The 21739-nt window shown below is 51.6% G+C and carries 26 protein-coding genes; 10 read left to right on the top strand and 16 right to left on the bottom strand.

Annotation, left to right across the window (positions count from 1 at the left end; all coding sequences use genetic code 11):
• The first annotated feature begins 145 nt into the window (after nucleotides 1-145).
• Complete coding sequence (locus M493_RS05000) at nucleotides 146-652, top strand: hypothetical protein (protein ID WP_020959203.1); 507 nt, start codon at nucleotides 146-148, stop codon at nucleotides 650-652.
• A gap of 95 nt (nucleotides 653-747) precedes the next feature.
• Here M493_RS05000 and M493_RS04995 read toward each other — a convergent pair whose 3' ends face one another.
• The gene (locus M493_RS04995) at nucleotides 748-2079 is read right to left on the bottom strand and encodes a PhoH family protein (RefSeq protein ID WP_020959202.1); all 1332 of its coding nucleotides are present in this window, start codon (nucleotides 2077-2079) and stop codon (nucleotides 748-750) included.
• A 134-nt stretch (nucleotides 2080-2213) separates the two neighbouring features.
• On the opposite strand from M493_RS04995, the gene M493_RS04990 reads away from it, so the two are divergent.
• A complete protein-coding gene (locus tag M493_RS04990; RefSeq protein WP_020959201.1) occupies nucleotides 2214-2807 on the top strand; it encodes a YhcN/YlaJ family sporulation lipoprotein in 594 nt (197 codons plus the stop codon).
• 77 nt (nucleotides 2808-2884) lie between these two features.
• Complete coding sequence (locus M493_RS04985; RefSeq protein WP_020959200.1) at nucleotides 2885-3085, top strand: YlaI family protein; 201 nt, start codon at nucleotides 2885-2887, stop codon at nucleotides 3083-3085.
• A gap of 53 nt (nucleotides 3086-3138) precedes the next feature.
• On the opposite strand, the gene M493_RS04980 is transcribed toward M493_RS04985, so the two are convergent.
• The 3 genes from M493_RS04980 to typA form a co-directional block, all read right to left on the bottom strand.
• Nucleotides 3139-3423 carry a hypothetical protein gene (locus M493_RS04980; RefSeq protein ID WP_020959199.1) on the bottom strand — a complete coding sequence of 95 codons (285 nt, stop codon included), beginning with the start codon at nucleotides 3421-3423 and terminating at the stop codon, nucleotides 3139-3141.
• Nucleotides 3424-3441: 18 nt separating this feature from the next.
• Nucleotides 3442-3750 carry a YlaH-like family protein gene (locus M493_RS04975; RefSeq protein ID WP_020959198.1) on the bottom strand — a complete coding sequence of 103 codons (309 nt, stop codon included), beginning with the start codon at nucleotides 3748-3750 and terminating at the stop codon, nucleotides 3442-3444.
• 130 nt (nucleotides 3751-3880) lie between these two features.
• Entirely contained in the window at nucleotides 3881-5725 is a 1845-nt protein-coding gene (typA, locus tag M493_RS04970; protein WP_020959197.1) for a translational GTPase TypA, read from the bottom strand.
• Nucleotides 5726-5843: 118 nt separating this feature from the next.
• Between typA and M493_RS18520 the strand changes: the two genes are divergently transcribed.
• Entirely contained in the window at nucleotides 5844-6017 is a 174-nt protein-coding gene (locus tag M493_RS18520; RefSeq protein ID WP_020959196.1) for a DUF5325 family protein, read from the top strand.
• Nucleotides 6018-6107: 90 nt separating this feature from the next.
• Here M493_RS18520 and M493_RS04965 read toward each other — a convergent pair whose 3' ends face one another.
• The 4 genes from M493_RS04965 to M493_RS04950 form a co-directional block, all read right to left on the bottom strand.
• Nucleotides 6108-6902 carry an inositol monophosphatase family protein gene (locus M493_RS04965; RefSeq protein ID WP_020959195.1) on the bottom strand — a complete coding sequence of 265 codons (795 nt, stop codon included), beginning with the start codon at nucleotides 6900-6902 and terminating at the stop codon, nucleotides 6108-6110.
• Nucleotides 6903-7002: 100 nt separating this feature from the next.
• The gene (locus tag M493_RS04960) at nucleotides 7003-7218 is read right to left on the bottom strand and encodes a hypothetical protein (protein WP_184319489.1); all 216 of its coding nucleotides are present in this window, start codon (nucleotides 7216-7218) and stop codon (nucleotides 7003-7005) included.
• An 84-nt stretch (nucleotides 7219-7302) separates the two neighbouring features.
• Nucleotides 7303-7611 carry a UPF0223 family protein gene (locus M493_RS04955; protein WP_020959193.1) on the bottom strand — a complete coding sequence of 103 codons (309 nt, stop codon included), beginning with the start codon at nucleotides 7609-7611 and terminating at the stop codon, nucleotides 7303-7305.
• 16 nt (nucleotides 7612-7627) lie between these two features.
• Nucleotides 7628-8587 (bottom strand): NAD(P)H-dependent flavin oxidoreductase, encoded by a 960-nt coding sequence (locus M493_RS04950; RefSeq protein ID WP_020959192.1) that lies wholly within the window; start codon nucleotides 8585-8587, stop codon nucleotides 7628-7630.
• A gap of 158 nt (nucleotides 8588-8745) precedes the next feature.
• Between M493_RS04950 and M493_RS04945 the strand changes: the two genes are divergently transcribed.
• Nucleotides 8746-10218, top strand: coding sequence for an aminotransferase class I/II-fold pyridoxal phosphate-dependent enzyme (locus M493_RS04945; RefSeq protein ID WP_020959190.1), 1473 nt, complete (start codon nucleotides 8746-8748; stop codon nucleotides 10216-10218).
• Nucleotides 10219-10330: 112 nt separating this feature from the next.
• Here M493_RS04945 and M493_RS04940 read toward each other — a convergent pair whose 3' ends face one another.
• Nucleotides 10331-10456 (bottom strand): GapA-binding peptide SR1P, encoded by a 126-nt coding sequence (locus tag M493_RS04940; protein ID WP_020959189.1) that lies wholly within the window; start codon nucleotides 10454-10456, stop codon nucleotides 10331-10333.
• A gap of 201 nt (nucleotides 10457-10657) precedes the next feature.
• Here M493_RS04940 and M493_RS04935 point away from each other — a divergent pair, with 201 nt between their 5' ends.
• Nucleotides 10658-11035 carry a DUF1885 family protein gene (locus M493_RS04935; RefSeq protein ID WP_020959188.1) on the top strand — a complete coding sequence of 126 codons (378 nt, stop codon included), beginning with the start codon at nucleotides 10658-10660 and terminating at the stop codon, nucleotides 11033-11035.
• A gap of 116 nt (nucleotides 11036-11151) precedes the next feature.
• On the opposite strand, the gene M493_RS04930 is transcribed toward M493_RS04935, so the two are convergent.
• The 5 genes from M493_RS04930 to pdhA form a co-directional block, all read right to left on the bottom strand.
• Entirely contained in the window at nucleotides 11152-11394 is a 243-nt protein-coding gene (locus M493_RS04930; RefSeq protein WP_020959187.1) for a hypothetical protein, read from the bottom strand.
• Between the two features lie 230 nt (nucleotides 11395-11624).
• Nucleotides 11625-13037, bottom strand: coding sequence for a dihydrolipoyl dehydrogenase (gene lpdA, locus M493_RS04925; protein WP_020959186.1), 1413 nt, complete (start codon nucleotides 13035-13037; stop codon nucleotides 11625-11627).
• A 4-nt stretch (nucleotides 13038-13041) separates the two neighbouring features.
• Entirely contained in the window at nucleotides 13042-14340 is a 1299-nt protein-coding gene (locus M493_RS04920; protein ID WP_020959185.1) for a dihydrolipoamide acetyltransferase family protein, read from the bottom strand.
• 73 nt (nucleotides 14341-14413) lie between these two features.
• A complete protein-coding gene (gene pdhB / locus M493_RS04915; protein ID WP_020959184.1) occupies nucleotides 14414-15391 on the bottom strand; it encodes a pyruvate dehydrogenase complex E1 component subunit beta in 978 nt (325 codons plus the stop codon).
• A 3-nt stretch (nucleotides 15392-15394) separates the two neighbouring features.
• On the bottom strand, nucleotides 15395-16504 hold the full coding sequence (gene pdhA, locus M493_RS04910) for a pyruvate dehydrogenase (acetyl-transferring) E1 component subunit alpha (protein WP_020959183.1): 1110 nt from the start codon (nucleotides 16502-16504) through the stop codon (nucleotides 15395-15397).
• A 526-nt stretch (nucleotides 16505-17030) separates the two neighbouring features.
• Between pdhA and def the strand changes: the two genes are divergently transcribed.
• On the top strand, nucleotides 17031-17585 hold the full coding sequence (gene def, locus M493_RS04905; RefSeq protein ID WP_020959182.1) for a peptide deformylase: 555 nt from the start codon (nucleotides 17031-17033) through the stop codon (nucleotides 17583-17585).
• A 79-nt stretch (nucleotides 17586-17664) separates the two neighbouring features.
• On the opposite strand, the gene M493_RS04900 is transcribed toward def, so the two are convergent.
• Nucleotides 17665-18441 carry a Cof-type HAD-IIB family hydrolase gene (locus M493_RS04900; protein ID WP_020959181.1) on the bottom strand — a complete coding sequence of 259 codons (777 nt, stop codon included), beginning with the start codon at nucleotides 18439-18441 and terminating at the stop codon, nucleotides 17665-17667.
• Nucleotides 18442-18624: 183 nt separating this feature from the next.
• Here M493_RS04900 and M493_RS18955 point away from each other — a divergent pair, with 183 nt between their 5' ends.
• From M493_RS18955 to rnjA, 3 genes are all read left to right on the top strand, one after another.
• Nucleotides 18625-18759, top strand: a complete 135-nt coding sequence (locus M493_RS18955) for a hypothetical protein (protein WP_020959180.1) — start codon at nucleotides 18625-18627, stop codon at nucleotides 18757-18759.
• Nucleotides 18760-18904: 145 nt separating this feature from the next.
• A complete protein-coding gene (locus M493_RS04895; protein WP_020959179.1) occupies nucleotides 18905-19120 on the top strand; it encodes a DNA-dependent RNA polymerase subunit epsilon in 216 nt (71 codons plus the stop codon).
• Nucleotides 19117-20784, top strand: coding sequence for a ribonuclease J1 (rnjA, locus tag M493_RS04890; protein ID WP_020959178.1), 1668 nt, complete (start codon nucleotides 19117-19119; stop codon nucleotides 20782-20784). Before M493_RS04895 ends, rnjA begins: the two co-directional genes overlap by 4 nt.
• A gap of 262 nt (nucleotides 20785-21046) precedes the next feature.
• Here the strand turns inward: rnjA and M493_RS04885 are convergent, their stop codons facing one another.
• On the bottom strand, nucleotides 21047-21709 hold the full coding sequence (locus M493_RS04885; protein WP_041267868.1) for a potassium channel family protein: 663 nt from the start codon (nucleotides 21707-21709) through the stop codon (nucleotides 21047-21049).
• Nucleotides 21710-21739: the final 30 nt, after the last annotated feature.

Here is a 21739-nt window from a genome sequence, read left to right as displayed (position 1 = left end):
TCCCCTATCCTTCTTTAAATCTTAACGTGAAACAAGCCATTTTGCAAGTTGAAACAGTTGACAGCGAACGGCTTGGAACATGACAAACCCGTTATTTATTATTATACTAAAAATAGCGGGAAAATGCAGAGGAGAGGATGCTTGGATGAGCGATATTATGATGTTGACTGGAAAAGTAAAATTTACGATCACGCTTGACCCCGGCGTCTGGATTTTCGACGACCGAAAAATCGATTTGGACACGTATTTTTCGCACCCAAAACCAGACATAGCAGAAGCGGACCAAGAGGAAGAGGAAATCAAAAAATGGTCGGCTTTTTGGGATCGGGAAATTCAAGAGGGAGCCGTTTTTCCACCGACGTTGAAAACAGAGCGGCGCTTTTTGAAAGAGAACATCATCACAGGTTCGTTCGGCATGCCATTTGCCCCGTTTTTGCGAAACGCCGAACCACATGAAGATGCTTCTGAACTCGTCATTGCAGCCGAAAACGGAGAAACTGTCATTCCACTGGAGAAAGCGTATGACCTGATTTTCGCCTTTTCGAAAAACGGAAAACCGCTGCGTGATGACGGCCCGGTGCATATTTATTTCGGCGACGGCTCGAACCGCGAAACGCCGATTACCCATGTGCGCCAGCTGATCGTCCGCTGACCGGGCCGCCCCTTTCACGGGGCGCCCGGTTTTTGACTCGTTTTCGGGCGCTGTCAGGCCTCGAGCGTTTCGGGCAGCTATGCTCGAAAGCGGGGCTACAGCAAATCGGCGGCGAGCTGGGCGAGCGCCGATCGCTCTCCCTTAATGAGTCGGATATGGCCGGCAATTTTTTGGTCTTTAAATTTTTCGACCACATAGGTCAAGCCGTTGTTATATTCGTCCAAATACGGGTGGTCGATTTGCTCCGGGTCGCCCATTAAAATAATTTTGCTTTTTTCGCCAACGCGCGTTAAAATCGTCTTCACTTCATGCTTCGTTAAATTTTGCGCCTCATCGATAATAATAAACTGTTCCGGCAAACTGCGGCCGCGAATGTAGGTGAGCGCCTCCACTTCGATCGAGCTCATGCCGGCTAAAATGGCGTCCAGCTCCCCCGGTTTTTTCGTGTTAAACAAATATTCCAAGTTATCAAAAATCGGCTGCATCCACGGGCGCAGCTTTTCTTCTTTTTCCCCCGGCAAAAAGCCGAGGTCTTTTCCCATCGGAACAATCGGCCGGGCGACGAGCAGTTTTTTATACGTGCGCAAATCCTCGGTTTGCATCAGTCCGGCGGCAAGCGCGAGCAATGTTTTTCCGGTTCCGGCTTTGCCGATTAACGTCACGAGCGGAATGTCATCGCGCATGAGCAGCTCACACGCCATCGTTTGCTGCACATTGCGCGGGCGTATGCCCCATATATGCTCATAATGAAAAACGAGCTTTTTCACTTTTTTTCCGTTTTGGTCGACGATGCCGATCGCCGAGGCCGAACTGCCGAACGCATCTTTCATAATAATGAACTGGTTCGGATAAAACGGATGGTCGGTAATATCGGCCAGCACAAGTTCCCCCTTCTCGTAAAAGCGCTGCAGGTGATCTTTTCCTATGTACAGCTCCAAAAACCCGGTGTAAATATGGTCGACGTCAACGACGCGGTCGCTTAAAAAGTCCTCGGCCTGCAGCCCGATCGCATCAGCTTTGACGCGCACGAGCGCATCTTTGCTCACTAAAATGACCGAACGGCCGTTTTCTTTCGCCTGTTCCTCGAGCGATAAATTTTTTGCTACGGCCAAAATACGGTTATCATTCGTCTTTTCGACAAAAATTTCCTGAAGTTGGTGGAAGGAGCGGTGGTTCAGTTCAATGCGCAGCACCCCGCCGTTTTCGAGCAAGATTTTCTCGTGCAGCTTGCCGTTTTCACGCAGGCGGTCGATCAGCTTCGACACTTGGCGGGCGTTTCTCCCGACTTCATCCATATACCGTTTTTTCGAATCCACTTCCTCCAACACGACAGCCGGGATGACGACCTCGTTGTCTTCGAATGAAAAGATCGAATACGGGTCTTGCAGGAGTACGTTCGTATCGAGCACATAGATTTTCTTTCCCAAATTCCGCTTCCCCCTATATCCGTTTTTCACCTTCTACACCGGATGGGAATGGCTGTGGTATAGCATATGAAAAAATGTATAAAGATAGAAGGATATTTGCAAAATAAAGTAAAAAAAGTCGAGGTGAGCAGATGATGAAGAGAAACTGCTGGTTGGCCGTTTTGTGCCTTCTCCTTTTAAGCGGGTGCAACATCGGAAATGATCATGAAGCGGGCGAATCGAACCGCTCGCTCGTGCGCGTAAAAAATACCGTCGATGAGCAGGTGGAAAACAAATCTGGGCAGGAAATCGCCCGCCGATTGGCGGAAATCGCCAATCGCGTCCCGAACGTCCATGACGCGGCAGCCATCGTCGTCGGCAAGTACGCGATCGTCGGCATTGACATCGGCGCTAACGTTGATGCTTCGCGCGTCGGCACGATCAAATATTCAGTCGCCGAGGCGCTGCAAAAAGATCCGTATGGGGCCAATGCGATTATCGTCGCTGATCCGGATCTTTACACCCGCGTGCGCAACATCGGTCAGCAAATTGATGACGGCCGTCCGGTGCGAGCATTTATGGACGAAATTGCCGACATCGTCGGGCGGGTGATGCCGGAAGTGCCAAGCGACTTATTTGAAACGACGCCCGAACCGACCGAGGAAAATGACGGGCAACTGAATAGGCGGGAAGAACGACAACTGAACGAACGCCAAGAAAAACAGTCGAACGAACATTTAAATCGCTAAACGATTCCGGTGCGGCTATGGTATAATGGAACGGGAGAACAGCCCGCAATTCCGCTTTCTATTTACTGAGGTGAACAATGAGAGTTAAATGCGTGCTTTGCGAACAAATCGGTACGATTGATGATGAGTCACCGCTCGCCAAACGGCTGCGCAACCGCCCGATCCATACGTACATGTGCCGCCAATGTCATGACCGCATTGCCGAAAAAACAAAGCAGCGGCTGGCGACGGGAAAATTCCGTTTCTACCGCGGCGTCCACGTCGATGATGACTGGTAATGACAAAAAGACGGCACGGAAAGGCGACCGCTTTTCCGTGCCGTTTTTCACGGCTACGAACCATACTTTTCCGGCTCGGCCTCAATTTGCCGCCACATCGCTTCGGCCAACTCCACGGGGAAATAGGCCGACTTTTTTTCCCCTCCGCGCACATATTCGACAACGTATTGCCCGTTCGCTTCGTCTTTAGCTGCATTCACCGCCGTCACGCCAAAATCGCTTTCCAGAATGGCGAGAAAAAACGACGCCGTTTCGTGCGCCGCCGCATCGTGCGGGCGGGCAGCAGCGACAAGGTGAATCGTCAACCAATTGTAAAGGGCCTCTTGAACCGATTTCATCACGCCACCGCCTTCTGTCTATGGCCTTTCCTCTTGTTTCGCCTGCTTGAGGCGAATTTTGTAAATGATTAATACGAGAGCAGCAACCGCCAATCCTTCCGCTACCGGCAAAAAAACGGCGAAAAACGTTAAAATCGTGCAACCGAGCGCAAGCAATGTATAAATGATGACATTTTTTAACATCGGTAGGCGGCGGGCAAACCCAAGCTGATACACAAGCGCGGAAAGCAACAACACGGTGACATAAAGCAGCCACATGCCGCGCTCAGGATTGTCGTGCACGTTATAAAGTGAAGCGAAAAACGTCAGCCGTTCGAACACATTCACAATGTTCCCTCCCCATTCCTCCGAATGGCCTGCCAAAACCTAGGCCATTTCGGATTTCTTGAGCGCCAGGCACTGCAGTCGGCAGCTATGCATACGTCCGCTCCCCTTGCTTTAGGAAGGCCGTTGCCGGTTATTTCGCCTGTTGGGCGGCTTTCTTTTTCTTCTCCGCCTTTTCGCGCTCATTTTTGTTTAAGATTTTTTTGCGCAACCGGATCGATGTTGGCGTCACTTCACAATATTCATCGTCATTTAAATACTCGAGCGCTTCTTCAAGCGTCAAAAGGCGCGGCTTTTTCATCGTCACCGTCTGCTCTTTCGTTGAAGAACGCACATTCGTAATGTGTTTTTCGCGGCAAATGTTAACAACAAGGTCATTTTCTCGATTATGCTCGCCAACGATCATCCCTTCGTACACTTCCGTACCCGGTTCAACAAAAATCGTGCCGCGATCTTCTAGCTGCATGATGCTGTACGCCGTCGCTTTACCGGTTTCCATCGAGACGAGCACCCCTTGGCGGCGGCCGCCGATCACACCAGGCTGCACCGGGGCGTAATGGTCAAACGAGTGGTTTAAAATGCCATACCCGCGCGTCAACGACATAAACTCGCTCCGGTAGCCGATCAAGCCGCGTGACGGGACGAGGAAGACAAGGCGCACTTGCCCATTGCCGCCGTGCACCATATCAGCAAGCTCCCCTTTGCGGCTGCCGAGCGATTCCATAATGGCCCCGGTATATTGTTCAGGAACATCGATTACAACCCGCTCAATCGGCTCACATAGGGCCCCGTTCATCTCCTTTAAGATGACCTCGGGCTTCGATACTTGCAATTCGTATCCTTCGCGGCGCATATTTTCGATTAAAATGGCTAAATGGAGCTCTCCGCGGCCGGAAACGACCCACGCATCCGGCGATTCGGTCGGCTCGACGCGCAAGCTGACATCAGTTTCGAGCTGCGTGCGCAGCCGCTCCTCCAACTTTCTCGCCGTCACATATTTGCCTTCGCGCCCGGCAAACGGGCTGTTGTTGACCAAAAACGTCATTTTCAATGTCGGCTCATCAATATGAAGCGGCGGCAGCGGTTCTTGATGGTCAGGCGGGCACACCGTTTCGCCGACGTTAATATCTTCCATCCCTGCAACAGCAACGATGTCGCCGGCATGGGCTTCTTCAATCTCGATCCGCTTTAGACCGATAAAGCCGAACAGCTTCGTGACGCGGAACAGTTTCACCGTACCATCGCGTTTCATCAAGGCGACTTGCTGGCCGGTTTTCATCGTGCCGCGGAAAATGCGGCCGATGCCGATGCGACCCACATAGTCATTATAATCGAGCAGCGCCACCTGGAATTGCAATGGCTCATCGCGGTTGTCAGCCGGCGCCGGAATATGGCCGATGATCGTCTCAAACAGGGCCGTCATGTCGCCATTCTGCCGGTCCGGATCAAGGCTTGCTGTTCCACGCAGCGCCGACGTATACACAACTGGAAACTCGAGTTGCTCCTCGGAAGCGCCAAGCTCGATAAATAAATCGATGACTTCATCGACAACTTCCGCGGGGCGGGCAAATTCGCGGTCGATTTTGTTGACGACGACGATCGGCACAAGTTGCTGCTCAAGCGCTTTTTTGAGCACGAACCGCGTTTGCGGCATACAGCCTTCGTAGGCGTCGACGACGAGCAACACGCCATCGACAAGGCGCATAATCCGCTCAACCTCCCCGCCGAAATCGGCATGTCCCGGCGTATCCAAAATGTTAATGCGCGTTCCTTTATACAAAACCGCTGTGTTTTTCGCTAAAATCGTAATGCCGCGCTCGCGCTCCAAATCGTTGCGATCAAGGGCTCGCTCCTCGACTTGTTCGTTTTCACGAAACGTTCCTGACTGCCGAAGCAACTGGTCGACGAGTGTTGTTTTTCCGTGGTCGACGTGAGCGATAATCGCAATATTGCGCAAATCTAATCGTTTATCCGTCAATGTTGGTCACTCCTATTGGGCAAACTGCTTGTCTATTATATCACACCTATAGAAAATCAGCATATTTTCCGGTAAACTAAAAAAAGATGTCCTATTTTGCCGGAAAGGAGTCAAGCGGATGAAACGCATCGAGCCTGTGCCCCTGTTGCTCGCCATTCTCGCCGTTGCCGCTATTATAGCGATCGGCGTTTTCATCGCCGAACAAAGCGCAATCGGCATCGCCGCCTCGATACTCATGTTTATTGCCATTATGGGCGCCGGATTTGCCCGTAAAAAACGGACACGTTCATAAAAAGGACAAGCCTCCCGGCTTGTCCTTTTTGACTTCAACCATTCTTCCTGCAGTTGTTCTTGCGGAAGCCATTCCGGACCCACTCTGTTGTCAGTGCTGGAGGTAGCGCTGCAAAATTTCTTCATGCACGCCCGGCTTGGCGGCAAGCACCGAATTGCGGCTGAGCAGATCGAGCGGCTTTCCGTCGAGATTCGTCACGATCCCGCCTGCCTCTTGGATTAAAATCATCCCACCGGCAAAATCCCACGGCGACAGACGCGGCGAAATGTAGGCATCCAAGCGGCCGGCGGCAACATAGGCGAGCTCAAGCGCCGCCGATCCATACGAGCGCGTGCCGCGCGCCGCTTTGGCCAGCCGCACGAGCGGGCGGTGGTCGAGGCGCCGGTTTTCCATCAGCCATGTTGCGTTGACAGCGATGACCGATTCCGCGACCGCTACCGGCTGCAGGCGGTCAAGCGGTTTGCCATTGAAAAACAATCCCCGCCCTTTTTGCGCCGAGTACAGCTCGCCAAAGACGACGTCATACACATAGCCAAGCTGACCAATCCCATCCTCAAAAATGCCGATCGATACGGCAAAATGACGCTGTTGATGGACAAAATTCATCGTTCCGTCAATCGGGTCAATCACCCAGACGATCCCATCCAATACGGCGAGCTCGTCACCGAACCCTTCTTCGCCCAATAAATGATGACCGGGAAACTGGCGGCGGATCTGTTCGGCCAAAAACTGTTCAATGCCGCGGTCGACGTTTGTTACTAAATCGTTGCGGCTTTCTTTCGTTTCGACGGTCAATTGTTCGGTAAACGAGGCGCGAATGCGCCGTCCAGCTTCTTCAATCCATTGCCGGGCATAGTGGTCGATCTCTTCCCATTTCCCTGCCATGTCGATTCCTCCTGCTTTCGTTATGTATGCAGTTGCTGGAAAGGGGTGGGCACCGCTCAAGAAAAAAACGAACCGCAAAGATGGTTCGCCTTAAAAATGGTCATACTTGAAGGCGCATCAGTTCTTGGCGCAGCTTTTCAAGCCGCCGTTTGCATTCTCTTTTCTTTTCTTCATCGTTTTCCATCATAGCCTCATACAACGTCGCCAATTCATAATCAAGTTCAAGCCGCAACACCGCCATGCGTTTGTCCCCATCTGGCCGTTTCAGCGAATTGGCGGTTTTTTTCATCTCCGTCCGCACCCCTTTCCATATCATCCGCTAAACTTCCGGCGCCCTTTACCGAATGTGCTGCTTCGTTTTGTTTTATATTATATTATGTGGAAAAAGGGGTGTATGCAACTAATTTGTGCGTTTACCTACCGCGTTTCGACCGCTTGGCTCGATGCGGATCCAGTCGCCGTTTTTCGCTTCCTTCACCTGCTTCATGACCGTGTACGACGAATAGCCGCTTTCCTTTTCAAATTCGGCGTACAAACGGTTTTCCTCACTTTTGGACGGAACGATCTCTTTAAAGCGGCGGTAGACGTCCATCAGTTCTTCGCGCTTCATCCCGCGTTCATACGCCGTTTCGATCGCCGTAAAAAACTTAATGACATCAATGATTTCTTGCGTCGACCAATCGTAACAAAACGGATACGAATAACCCATTGTTTCACCTCCGCCGTTAGTTTGCCCAGCGGCGTCGAATTTGTTCCGCCTCGCCGATCATGCGGGCAAACAGCTCGGCAACGGATGGAACATCACGGATAAGCCCAATCGCCTGCCCGGCCCAGGCAAATCCTTCATCCACCTTTCCTTCGTAAATAAAGCGTTGGTTCGCCTCTCCGCTAATATATTCTTTCAAATCGTCATACGTGCCGCCTTGTTGCTCAATTTCCAATATTTTCTCTGTCCACTTGTTGGCAATCGCCCGTCCCGGCGCTCCGAGCGATCGTTTAATGACCACCGTATCGTTCTCGCTGGCGTTTACGATCATGTCTTTGTATATCGGATGGGCGTGAACGCATTCTTTTGTGGCGATAAACCGCGTCCCCATTTCGATTCCTTCCGCCCCGAGCGCCAGCGCGGCCATCAGGCCTCGTCCATCCGCGATCCCGCCCGAGGCGATGACCGGAATCGATACCGAGTCGACGACTTTCGGAATGAGGACGAATGTGCCGGTGTCATATTTGCCAAGATGTCCGCCTCCCTCCTGGCCGACAACCATCACCGCATCGGCGCCAAGCTCCTCCGCTTTCACCGCCTGGCGGACAGCCGCAACAAGCACCAATGTTTTGACGCCCGTTCCCTTTAGTTGCTCAAAAAACGGCGCCGGGTTGCCGCCGGTGACCGAAACAACCGGCACGCCCTCGTCAAGCGCGGCCTCCAGCATGTGGGCAAACGGGCGGCCATGTTGACCGATGGCGAAATTGACGCCAAACGGCCGGTCAGTTTTTTCTTTCACTTTGCGAATTTCTTCGCGCAGCCGCTCCGGACTTTCAAGCGACATCGCCGTAATTTGCCCGAGGCCGCCTGCATTCGAGACAGCGGCAGCCAAATCGGCGTACGCCAAGTAAGCCAATCCCCCTTGAATCACTGGGTATGTAATGCCGAGCAATTCTGTCACCCTCGTTTTCCATTCCATCACGTTATGCCTCCTTTTTTGTTTTCTCCTTCTTTATATTTCTTGTTTCCATCGCGGTTTTCCTTTTTCCGCGTGACATTCATTTCTTCTTTGCAAACGAAAAAATAAATGCTATAATGCATTTGTTTTATTTTAAGGCAAAGAGGTGTGGAAAACCATTGTCGCAACTCGAAACACCATTGTTTACCGGACTGCTGGAACACGCCAAAAAAGATCCGGTCCAATTTCACATTCCCGGCCATAAAAAAGGAGCCGGCATGGATCCGGAATTTCGCGCCTTCATCGGGGAAAACGCCTTGGCGATCGATTTAATCAACATCAGCCCGCTCGATGACTTACACCATCCGAAAGGGATGATCAGACGGGCGCAAGAACTTGCTGCTGAAGCGTTCGGCGCCGATTATACGTTTTTCTCGGTACAGGGGACGAGCGGCGCGATCATGACGATGGTCATGTCGGTCGCCGGACCGGGCGATAAAATTATCGTGCCGCGCAACGTCCATAAATCCGTGATGTCGGCGATCGTCTTTTCCGGGGCCACGCCGATTTTCATCCATCCGGAAATCGATAAGGAGCTTGGCATTTCCCACGGCATCACCCCCCAAGCGGTCGAAAAAGCGCTCGAACAACACCCGGATGCCAAAGGGGTGCTCGTCATCAACCCGACGTACTTCGGCATTGCCGGCGATTTGAAAAAAATCGTCGAGATCGCCCATTCGTACAATGTCCCGGTGCTCGTCGACGAAGCGCATGGCGTGCATATCCATTTCCATGAACGCTTGCCGCTCTCCGCGATGCAAGCCGGCGCTGATATGGCGGCGACAAGCGTCCATAAGCTCGGCGGATCGCTGACGCAAAGCTCGATTTTAAACGTGCGTGAGGGGCTCGTTTCCGCCAACCATGTGCAAGCCATTTTAAGCATGTTGACAACGACATCAACATCGTATTTGCTGCTTGCTTCGCTTGATGTCGCCCGCAAACAGCTGGCGACGAAAGGACGGGAGCTCATCGACAAGGCGATCCACCTCGCGGAATGGACGCGGCGGCAAATCAATGAAATTCCGTATTTATACTGCGTCGGTAAAGAAATTTTAGGCACAGAAGCGACGTATGACTACGACCCGACGAAGCTGATCATCTCTGTCAAGGAGCTCGGTTTGACCGGCCATGATGTCGAACAATGGCTCCGCGAAACGTACAACATCGAGGTGGAGCTTTCCGATTTATATAACATTTTGTGCATCATCACCCCGGGTGACAGCGAGCGCGAAGCCGGTCTGCTCGTTTCAGCGCTTCGCCGTCTGTCGGAACAGTTCAGCCACCAAGCAGCCGCTGGGGTCAAACCGAAAGTGCTGCTCCCGGACATCCCGGCCTTAGCCTTGACGCCGCGCGATGCGTTTTATGCCGAAACGGAAGTTGTGCCGTTTCACGAGTCGGCGGGCCGAATTATCGCTGAATTTGTGATGGTGTACCCGCCTGGCATCCCAATCTTTATCCCGGGCGAAATCATTACGGAAGAAAACTTAAAGTATATCGAAACGAATTTGGCCGCTGGCCTCCCTGTCCAAGGCCCTGAGGATGATACGCTGCAAACGCTGCGCGTGATTAAAGAATATAAACCGATTCGCTAACAGCACAAGCCAGACAAACACCGGCTTGTGCTTTTTTTGTCAAATAAACGGCGCGCATGTGCCCCTTCCACATGCGCGCCTATCCGTTCCTTCCCCCATCAGTTTGACCGTTTTACTCTCTTTCTTCCCCTTCGTTGTCATGCTCGCAACAATCGCATTTTCCGTAAAGCGTTGTCACCTTTTCGTCTTCGAAATACCCAATCGTCGCTTCACATGCTTGACATACGATCGTGCCCATCCCCATAACCCCTTTATGATGATAAATTTCGTTGTTGATTTCATAATAATATATCACATTTCGATTGTCAATCCTAATTTGTATGTCACATTTAAAATAGAAATCACTTTTTGCAGCATGAAACTTTTTCGCCGCTATCCGGAAAAACGTGGTACAATGAATACAAACGAAACATAGGGATGGCGAAAGGAGAGAAGGGAATTGAACACATGCTTGAAGCTGCCGGCTGGGAAAACGGTTACAATCGAGGAAGTGAAACAGCTGCTCGAGCGCTACCGAACAGCGCTTGGCAAAACAGGAGAACAGCTCGGCTGGGCTTACGGACAGGCCGCGTTTCCGTATGCGGTCGGCGAACATGAAGCCGCCCTTTACTTGCAAGGCGACGGCCGTCTGTATAAAGGAATCGTTATTTCAGTGCGGACAACCGAGGAAGCAACGTTCATTGATGTAGCGCTGCCACCGGGGGCGACGCACGGGGATAAAGGGAAAGCAAATGAATTCAGCAAATGGCTCGGGAAAGCGCTTGGTGGCGAACTGCATTTGTTCAGCGGCCGGACGATGGTGTTTGGCAGCGCGTAAACAGCGGGCGTTCAACCGCTGTTTTTTATGATCCGAAAGCCAGGGGAAACGGCAAATGAACTGGCCTTGCCGAAAGGGGAGTATCGGAATCCCCGGCCTTGGATAAGCGGGGAAAGTCAATGGACAGCTTGCCAAATGAAATGCTGGCCGGCAAAATAAACAGCCGCCGTTACAATCGTCGTCAGCGCTGCTTGACGCGTTGCCAGACCGAGTTGGCGCGCCAGCAAAAATGCTATGTACATAAAGACGCACAACATCAGCCCGCGAAAAAACGGCCGATCCCGCCCTGATAACCACTCAATTAGCGAAAAACTGCTCCAAATCATCATCTGCAACAAAAAAGCAACGTATGCTTTCATCTCGAACCCATCTCCCGCTTTTCTTTACCATAACGATATGAAGCAACAGCGGAAAATAGTATGGAATTTTGGACAAGAAACAGACGAAGAGGAACGCCATTTCCGCCCGGACCGTCTTTGATTCAGATGCAGGCAGATAAACGCCGCTCCCCCGTTAGGCGCTGCCTTGACATAGCCATGAGTAAAAAGCGACCGGGTGAAGTTTGTCCTTCAATCCGGTCGCATTGCTGTTACTTCGTAATAATATGAATCGGTGTGCCGAGCGCCACTTCGGCTGCTTCCATGGCGATTTCGCCAAGCGTCGGATGCGCATGGATCGTCAAGGCAATATCTTCCGCCGTCATCCCAGCCTCAATGGCCAATCCTAGTTCGGCGATCATATCGGATGCGCTCGGGCCGATGATTTGCGCTCCGATGACGACGCCGTCTTCTTTGCGAACGACAAGCTTCAGGAAGCCGTCCGTGTCGTTCAGCGCCAAGGCGCGGCCGTTGGCGGCAAACGGGAACTTCGCCGTGATCACATCAATGCCTTCGTCTTTTGCCTGCTGCTCAAAATAACCAACGGAAGCGCACTCCGGATCGGAGAACACGACCGCCGGAATGGCGACATAATCGACGACTGACGGATGGCCGGCGATGGCTTCAGCCGCTACTTTTCCTTCATACGACGCCTTGTGGGCGAGCGCCGGCCCTGGGACGATGTCACCGATGGCGAAAATGTTCGGCACGCTTGTGCGGCATTGTTCGTCCACTTCAATCAAGCCGCGGTCCGTCATTTTAATGCCGACTTGTTCAAGGCCGAGCTCGTCCGTGTTCGGACGGCGGCCGACCGTGACTAACACGTAGTCAGCATCAACCGTTTTCGTTTCGCCGTTAGCTTCATACGTGACCGTGACGCCATCCGCGCGCTCCTCGGCTCCTTTTGCCAGCGCATTTGTCACGATGTCAACGCCTTTTTTCTTTAAGCGGCGTTTAATGATGGCCGCCATTTGTTTTTCAAAACCGGACAAAATTTCACCGGCCCCTTCCAAAATCGTTACTTTCGTTCCGAAGTTGGCGTAGGCTGTACCAAGCTCGATGCCGATATAACCACCGCCGATGACAACAAGCGATTTCGGAACTTCCCCAAGGTTGAGCGCTCCGGTCGAATCAAGAATACGGTCGGAAAACTTGAAACTCGGCAGCTCAATCGGGCGCGAACCAGTGGCGATAATGGCGTTTTTGAACGTATACGTCTGCGCGCTGTCGCCGTTGACGACACGCACCGTATTGGCGTCGACAAAATACGCTTCCCCTTTGACAATCTCCACTTTGTTTCCTTTTAACAGCCCTTCGACGCCGCCCGTTAATTTTTTCACGACGCTTGCTTTCCATTCTTGCACTTTGGCAAAATCGACAGTGACGTTCTCCGCCTTAATGCCCATTTCTTCGGAATGCTTCGCCTGCTCATAGCGGTGGCTTGCGGAGATCAGTGCTTTTGACGGGATGCAGCCGACGTTTAAGCAAACGCCGCCTAAGTTCCCTTTTTCCACAATCGTCACTTTTTGGCCGAGCTGTGCGGCGCGGATGGCGGCCACATAACCGCCAGGACCGGCACCGACGACGAGCGTTTCCGTTTCAATTGCAAAATCGCCAACTACCATCGTTTTACGCCTCCATTAATAATAATTCTGGATCGCTTAACAGCCGTTTAATGTGGTTGAGCGCTTTTTGCGCCGTTGCTCCGTCGATCATCCGATGGTCGAAGCTCAAAGAGAGCGCCAGAACCGGAGCAGCAACGATTTCGCCATCGCGGACGATCGGTTTTTCCGCGATGCGGCCGATGCCAAGAATGGCCACTTCCGGATGGTTGATGACCGGGGTGAACCATTGCCCGCCGGCTGAGCCGATGTTGGTAATCGTGCACGACGCGCCTTTCATTTCATTTGGCGCCAATTTGCCGTCCCGCGCTTTTTCGGCGAGCTCGTTGATTTCTTGCGCCAAGCCGAAAATCGGCTTCCGGTCGGCATGTTTAATGACCGGCACAAGCAAGCCGCGGTCTGTGTCAGCGGCGATGCCGATGTTGTAATAATGCTTATGGATGATTTCTTCCGTTTCATCATCGATGGACGTATTCAGCACCGGGTATTCACGCAGCGCGGAAACGAGCGCTTTGACAACATACGGCAAGAACGTCAGCTTGATGCCTTTTTCGGCCGCGATCGCTTTGAACTTTTTCCGGTGGGCGACGAGTTTCGTCACATCGACTTCGTCCATAAGCGTCACGTGTGGAGCAGTATGTTTCGAATGGACCATCGCTTTGGCGATCGCCCGGCGAATGCCGCTCATTTTCTCGCGCGTTTCCGGGAATTCCCCTTCCGGCGCGATCGGTTTCGCCGCCGCTTGCGGCGCTGCTTTTTCCTCGGCCGCCGGCGCCGGAGCGGGTTGGGCCGCGGCGTTTGCGCCGCCGGCAAGGAAGGCATCGACATCTTCTTTTAAGATGCGGCCATTTTTGCCTGTTCCTTGAACGAGGCGAATGTCCACACCTTTTTCACGCGCATATTTGCGCACAGACGGCATCGCGATGACTCGGCGGGTTGGATCCACTTCCGCCGCGGCTGCCGGAGCAGCAGCTTCAACGTTTTCCTCTTTCGACACCGCTTCCGTTTTTTCCTCTTTTTTCGTCTCTTCTTCGTGCTCTTGGCCTTTAAACGTCATGTTTTCATATCCCGGCGCATCAAGCGTGATAAGCGTTTGCCCGACCGTCGCCACCGTTCCTTCCGGGACGAGAATTTCAAGCACTTTCCCTTTGACCGGGGACGGAATTTCGACAACCGCCTTGTCGTTTTGCACTTCGCACAGTACGTCATCTTCGTTGACTTCATCGCCTGGTTTCACAAACCATTTAACGATCTCGCCTTCATGAATGCCTTCACCGATGTCCGGCAGCTTAAATTCAAATGCCACTGTATGTCGACCTCCTATCGTTTGCCGAAAATAGGCGGGGGAAATCGTTCCGCTCCCCCGGATTTGTCCGCTATTAGAAGTTCATCACTTTTTTCGCCGTTTCGATCACATCTTTAAAGTTCGGCAGCCACACCGACTCCGCTTGGGCAAACGGGTACACCGTATCCGGTGCAGCCACGCGCAATACCGGCGCCTCAAGGCTTAGAATGGCCCGCTCATTAATTTCGGCAACGACGTTGGCGGCGATGCCGGCCTGCCGCTGTGCCTCTTGGACGACGATGGCGCGTCCTGTCTTTTCCACCGACCCGATGATCGTTTCGATATCGAGCGGTTGCACGGTACGCAAGTCGACGACTTCAGCAGAAATGCCTTCCTTTTCTAATTCTGCCGCCGCCTTTAACGATTCATGCACCATGGCGCCGTATGCGATGATCGTTAAGTCTTTTCCTTCGCGCTTAATGTCCGCCTTGCCAATCGGAATTGTGTACTCCCCTTCCGGCACTTCTTGGCGGAACGAGCGGTACAGCTTCAAATGCTCAAGGAAAATAACCGGGTCGTTGTCGCGAATGGACGAGATGAGCAGCCCTTTGGCGTCATACGGCGTTGATGGAATGACGACTTTCAGACCCGGCTGTTGAGCAACAAGCCCCTCTAAGCTGTCCGAATGCAACTCTGGCGTATGAACACCGCCGCCAAAAGGCGAGCGAACCGTAATCGGCATATGGTAACGGCCGCCAGTGCGATAGCGAATACGTGCCATTTGCCCGGAAATCGAATCCATCACTTCATAAACAAAGCCAAAAAACTGAATTTCCGGCACCGGACGAAACCCTTGCAGCGCCAAGCCGATTGCCAGACCGCCGATTCCCGATTCGGCCAGCGGCGTATCAAACACGCGTTCTTCGCCGAACTCGGCTTGCAGCCCTTCGGTAGCCCGGAATACGCCGCCGTTGACCCCAACGTCTTCCCCAAAAATAAGCACGTTCGGATCATTTTTCAACTCGATGCGCAGCGCATCGGTGATCGCTTGAACCATTGTCATTTGCGCCATGGCTTACTTCGACTCCTTCTCTTTATAAATTTCATACTGTTCCTTTAAGTTCGCCGGCAACTCTTCGTACATGATGCTGATCAAGTCGGTTACTTTTTGCTTCGGCGTTTCATCTGCTTTTTTGATCGCCTCTTTAATATCCTCTTTCGCCTGCTCGATGACGCGGTTTTCCTCTTCCTCGCTCCATAAATCTTTTGCTTCCAAAAACTTCCGGAAACGTACAAGCGGATCTTTTTTCGCCCATTCGTTTTCCAGCTCTTTCGAACGATAGCGGGTCGGATCGTCGCCAGACATCGTGTGCGGGCCGTAGCGGAAGCAAAGCGTTTCGATGAGCGTCGGCCCTTCACCGTTAATGGCGCGTTCGCGAGCTGCCTTCACCGCTGCGTAGACCGCGAGCGCGTCCATGCCGTCGACTTGAATGCCCGGAATGCCGGCAGCAACCGCTTTTTGTGCCAACGTTTGGGCCACCGTTTGCTTTTCGACCGGCGTCGAGATAGCAAAGCGGTTGTTTTGCACGATAAAGATGGCCGGTGCTTTAAACGCTCCAGCAAAGTTGATCCCTTCGTAGAAATCGCCTTGCGATGTACCGCCGTCGCCCGTGTATGTAATGGCTACTGCTTTTTTGCCCCGCATTTTCAGGCCGAGCGCCACGCCGGCTGCTTGAATGTATTGGGCGCCGATGATGATTTGCGGCGGCAAGACGTTGACGCCTTCTGGGATTTGGTTTCCATGGAAATGGCCGCGTGAGAACAAAAATGCTTGGTAAAGCGGCAGCCCGTGCCAAACGATTTGTGGGACATCCCGGTATCCCGGCAAAATGAAGTCCTCTTTTTCAAGCGCAAAGTGGCTGGCAATTTGGCTTGCTTCCTGCCCGGCAGTCGGCGCGTAAAAGCCGAGGCGGCCTTGACGGTTTAACGAAATGGAGCGTTGGTCAAGAATGCGCGTATACACCATGCGGCGCATTAACTCTTTTAACTGATCGTCACTTAAATCCGGCATCGCCTCTTTATTGACGATTTCGCCTTCTTCATTCAAAATTTGGAACGTCGGAAACTGCTCGGCCACTTTCTCGAGCTGCTCCGCAAACCGAAACTGGGAGGTCTTCACACCCATTTTGTTCACCTCTGCCTTTCATCAAAAATTTAGAAATCAGGCTACATTCACCCATATACTATTAATGTACCCAAAATGAAGAAGAAATAAAAAAGGGCCACCACTTGGCGCCGCTGCAAACGAATCAGGCGCCCAAATCTGTATTATTGTTTTTTACTTTCAAATTAGTACAATGTCCATCCACAAGATTTAGTTTACACTTTATTTTTTTAGTCGTCAATCTCTTTGATTTGTCTTGTTTTTTCTCTTTCTGGAATGGATATATTTGGTTAATAGAGGTCGGTTTTATAAAACTGTTATATTACATAGGCGAATGACTGTATTAATTCTGTGTTATATTTTTGAAAAAATATAAATCATGTTGCCACCTTTCTTATTGTTGAGAGCGTTTTCTAACATAAATGTTATTTTTTCTTTATTCCTCAATAATATATCTAGACAACCGCATTTTCATTTACGGCATGTGAGCATTTTTGTTAGACTAAAATATAAACAGCCATGCCAAAGACAGGGAGTGAAAAAGCGGATGATCACGATGAAAGATATCATTAAAGAAGGACATCCGACGCTGCGGAAGATCGCCGAGCCCGTTCCACTGCCGCCTTCGGAGGAAGACAAGCGCATTTTGCAAAGCTTGCTTGACTATGTCAAAACGAGCCAAGACCCGGAACTGGCGGCCAAGTACGGCTTGCGGCCCGGCATTGGGCTGGCCGCTCCGCAAATTAACGTATCAAAGCGGATGATCGCCGTCCATGTTACTGACGAAAACGGAACGCTATACAGCTACGCCTTGTTCAACCCGAAAATCGTCAGCCACTCTGTACAGCAATGTTATTTGACAACCGGGGAAGGCTGCCTGTCCGTCGACCGCGATGTGCCAGGGTATGTGCCGCGCTACGCCCGCATCACCGTCACCGGCACAACGATCGACGGCGAAGAAGTCACCTTGCGCCTTAAGGGATTGCCAGCTATCGTCTTTCAGCATGAAATTGATCATTTAAACGGCATTATGTTTTACGACCATATCAATCCGGCCGACCCGTTTAAAGCGCCGGAAGGAGCGATCCCGATCGGGCGCTGAAACAATGTCAAGTTCCGGGCGGCGCCCGACGTTTTTTACAAACAAAAAGCGGTCCCGCCAGATGAGCGGAGACCGTTTTTTATGGAAGCAATTGCAATTGCTTGAGCCCGTGCCAGATGCCTTCCTCGGCGACCGGTTTGGTGACAAAATCGGCGACCCGTTTCACTTCCTCATGGGCATTGCCCATTGCCACCCCGGTTCCAACGAACGACAGCATTTCGATATCATTTAGTCCATCGCCGAACGCATACACATCTTCTTTGCCAATCCCAAGCTTCTCGATCATAAGGCGGATCCCTTCCGCCTTTGAGCCGCCCGCCGGCAGCACGTCCGTTGACACATCGTGCCAACGAACAAAGCGGAATTCCGGATAGTTGCGCACATACGGCGCTTCTTCTTCAGCGCGGCAAAACAACAGCGCTTGATAAATATCTTTGTTTTCATAATACAAAGGGTCGACGGGCGGATGGGCAAATTTCAAGCTTCCCATGCTGACGTGAATATGCGGGTGGTCGTCGACGCTCGCTCTCATTTTCTCCGCATCCATAAAGACGAGCGGATGACCGTTTTGGTGGGCCTCTTCCATCAGCGCCCTCAGCTTCTCGCGACGGAGCGGCTGTTTATACAGCACGTTCCCTTCAAAAACGACGTATTGACCGTTAAAACTGACGAATGAATCAATGCCAAGCTGGCAGCGTACATGTTCAAACATAAACGGCGCCCGTCCGGTGGCGATGGCCACATAGACGCCGGCCTGTTTCAGTCGGCGGATCGCCTCAATCGTTGACGGCGGCAACTGTTTTTGCTCGTCAAGGAGCGTGCCGTCGATGTCGAAAAATACGATTTTTCTGCCCACATTCTCTTCCCCTTGCCGAAAATATATTCACTGTCTACCGTACTGAAAAACGGGCTAGATGTCAACCGAAACGCCACGATTCGTTCCATTTTTACCCACGAAAAACAAACCTTCGCCTACATATCATATATAATAGAACATTTACTTTCGTCGCAAAATGAGTACAATAAAAAGTAAGGAGTGATGAAAAATGTTGAAAAAGCTGAAAAAAAAGCTGCTTCAACAATGGAAAGATTTGCTCCGAAAAAAACTGATCGCCTAACTGTTCCAACAATAGCCCTTCCGCACGAAGGGCTTCTTTCCCACTTTGGCGAATGAAACAATTGAAACTCGTCAAAGATGGTACATATCGTCGGCACATCCCTCGCCTGCTTTTTGCTTTTGGCAATAAAAAACATGAAAACGATGGTTAATTCCTATATAATAAAAAAGCAATCATTGTACGATAAGGAGAGAGTTCACGATGATTTTCAAAGTGTTTTATCAAGAAAATGCAGATGAAGTGCCCGTGAGAGAAAAAACGAAAACGCTGTATATCGAAGCCGAGTCAGAGCGGGACGTACGCCGAAAACTGCAGGACCGTCCGATCAATATCGAGTATATTCAGCCGTTAGAGGGAGCGCATTTGGAGTACGAAAAGCGAAGCACTAACTTTCAAGTATTGGAGACTTCATCATGAAACTATTGACCGATCAACAAGTTGGCGTGTTTGCCCTCGGCGGACTGGGTGAAATCGGGAAGAATACATACGGCGTACAATTTCAAGACGAAATTATTGTCATCGACGCGGGCATTAAATTTCCGGAAGACGAATTGCTCGGCATTGACTACGTGATCCCTGACTATTCGTATTTAGTCAAACATGCCGAAAAAGTAAAAGGGTTGTTCATTACCCACGGACATGAGGACCATATTGGCGGCATCCCATATTTGCTCCGGCAGGTGAATATCCCCATTTACGGCGGCAAACTGGCGCTCGGACTTATCCGCAACAAACTCGAGGAACACGGATTGCTTCGTCAGGCTAAACTCATTGAAATTCGCGAAGATGATGTCATCCGTTTCCAAAAAACAGCGGTCACCTTTTTCCGGACGACGCACAGCATCCCGGACAGCTACGGCATCGTTGTCAAAACGCCGGTCGGGCAAATCGTCCATACCGGAGACTTTAAATTTGACTTCACACCGGTCGGCGAGCCGGCCAATTTGACGAAAATGGCCGAAATCGGGAAAGAAGGCGTTCTTTGCTTGCTGTCAGACAGCACAAACAGCGAAATTCCACATTTTACGATGTCTGAGCGGCGTGTCGGTGAAAGCATTCATGACATTTTCCGCAAAGTGGATGGACGGATTATTTTCGCGACGTTTGCCTCCAATATTCACCGGCTTCAGCAAGTGACGGAAGCTGCGGTCGCCAATAACCGAAAAATCGCCGTCTTCGGCCGCAGCATGGAAGCGGCCATTGAAATCGGTCAAGATCTCGGCTACATTAAATGTCCGAAAGGTACGTTCGTCGATGCGAATGAAATCAACCGGCTGCCGGCCAACCGGGTGACGATTTTATGCACCGGCAGCCAAGGTGAACCGATGGCGGCTTTGTCGCGCATTGCCAACGGCACGCATCGGCAAATTCAAATCATCCCAGGCGACACGGTCGTCTTTTCTTCGTCGCCGATTCCGGGCAACACGGTGAGCGTCAACCGGACGATCAACATGCTGTACCGGGCCGGCGCCGAAGTGATCCACGGCCCGCTCAGCGATATCCACACGTCCGGACACGGCGGGCAAGAAGAGCAAAAACTCATGATCCGGTTGATGAAACCAAAATATTTTATGCCGATCCACGGCGAATACCGGATGCAAAAGATGCATGCTAAGCTCGCCATTGATTGCGGCGTGCCGGAGGCAAACTGCTTTATTATGGATAACGGCGAAGTGCTCGGCATCAGCGACAGCGAAGCGCGCATCGTCGGCAAAATTCCGTCCGGCTCCGTCTACATCGACGGCAGCGGCGTCGGTGACATCGGCAACATCGTCTTGCGCGACCGCCGCATTCTATCGGAGGAAGGGCTTGTGATCGTTGTCGTCAGCATCAACATGAAAGAGTTCAAAATCGCTGCCGGTCCGGATATCATTTCGCGCGGCTTTGTCTACATGCGCGAGTCAGGCGACTTAATCAGTGAAGCGCAGGCGCTCATCGCCAAACACCTCGAAAAAGTGCTCGAACGGAAAACAAATCAATGGTCGGAAATTAAAAATGAAATTACAGAAACGCTCGCTCCGTTCTTGTACGAACGAACGAAACGGCGGCCGATGATTTTGCCGATCATCATGGAGATTTAATTGAGCAGGAGAGGAGGACTAGCCCTCGTCGTCTCCCACCACCGTACGTACCGTTCGATATACGGCGGTTCGATTAAGCCTGACGCAGAGATTTGTACCGATATAAACGCCTCCAAAAAAGGGAGCCTTTCACAAGGCCCCCTTTTTTATACAATCGACTTGTAAACACTGCCGTCCGTGAGTGTGAAGCGCCGGGTACTTCCCTTTCCGCCAAAAACAAAGCTAGAGCGAACCCCAAGGGCGGAGGCTTCGTTTCTTCACATTAGCCGACGACTTTTTCCTCAAACCGGTCGATGTCACTGTCAGCACCGATCACGACCAACACATCGCCTTTGCGGATGATTTCCGAGGCGAGCGGGGAGACGATGACGCTTGCCCCACGCTTAATGGCGACGATGTTAATGCCGTAACGGGCGCGGATGTCCAGCTCCAAAAGCGAATGGCCGTCAAGCCGCTCACTCGCCACAATTTCGACGATGCTATGTTTGTCCGACAACTCCAAATAGTCCAAGACGTTGTTTGAAATAAGATTATGGGCGATCCGCTCGCCCATATCCCGCTCCGGGTGCACGATCTGGTCAGCGCCGATTTTTTTGAGCACTTTTTCATGGTAATCGTTCGTCGCCTTGACGGTGATATGGTTGACACCGAGCTCTTTTAAAATGAGCGTCGTCAAAATGCTCGCCTGAATGTTGTCGCCGATCGCCACAATGACATGGTCAAAGTTGCGGACACCTAAGCTTTTCAGCACATTTTCATCAGTTGTGTCGCCGACAACAGCGTGCGAAGCGATCGCCGCAAATTCATTCACCCGGTCTTCATCAATGTCAATCGCGAGCACTTCCATCCCTTGTTCGCTCAACGTGCGGCAAATGCTGCCGCCAAACCGTCCGAGGCCGATGACGGCAAACTGTTTCTTTTTCACCGTTGATTCCTCCATCTCTTGTCAATCATC

Source organism: Geobacillus genomosp. 3, from assembly GCF_000445995.2.
GTDB lineage: Bacteria > Bacillota > Bacilli > Bacillales > Anoxybacillaceae > Geobacillus.
Note: the sequence above shows the minus strand (reverse complement) of the source record. Positions and strands in the feature narration are given on the sequence as shown.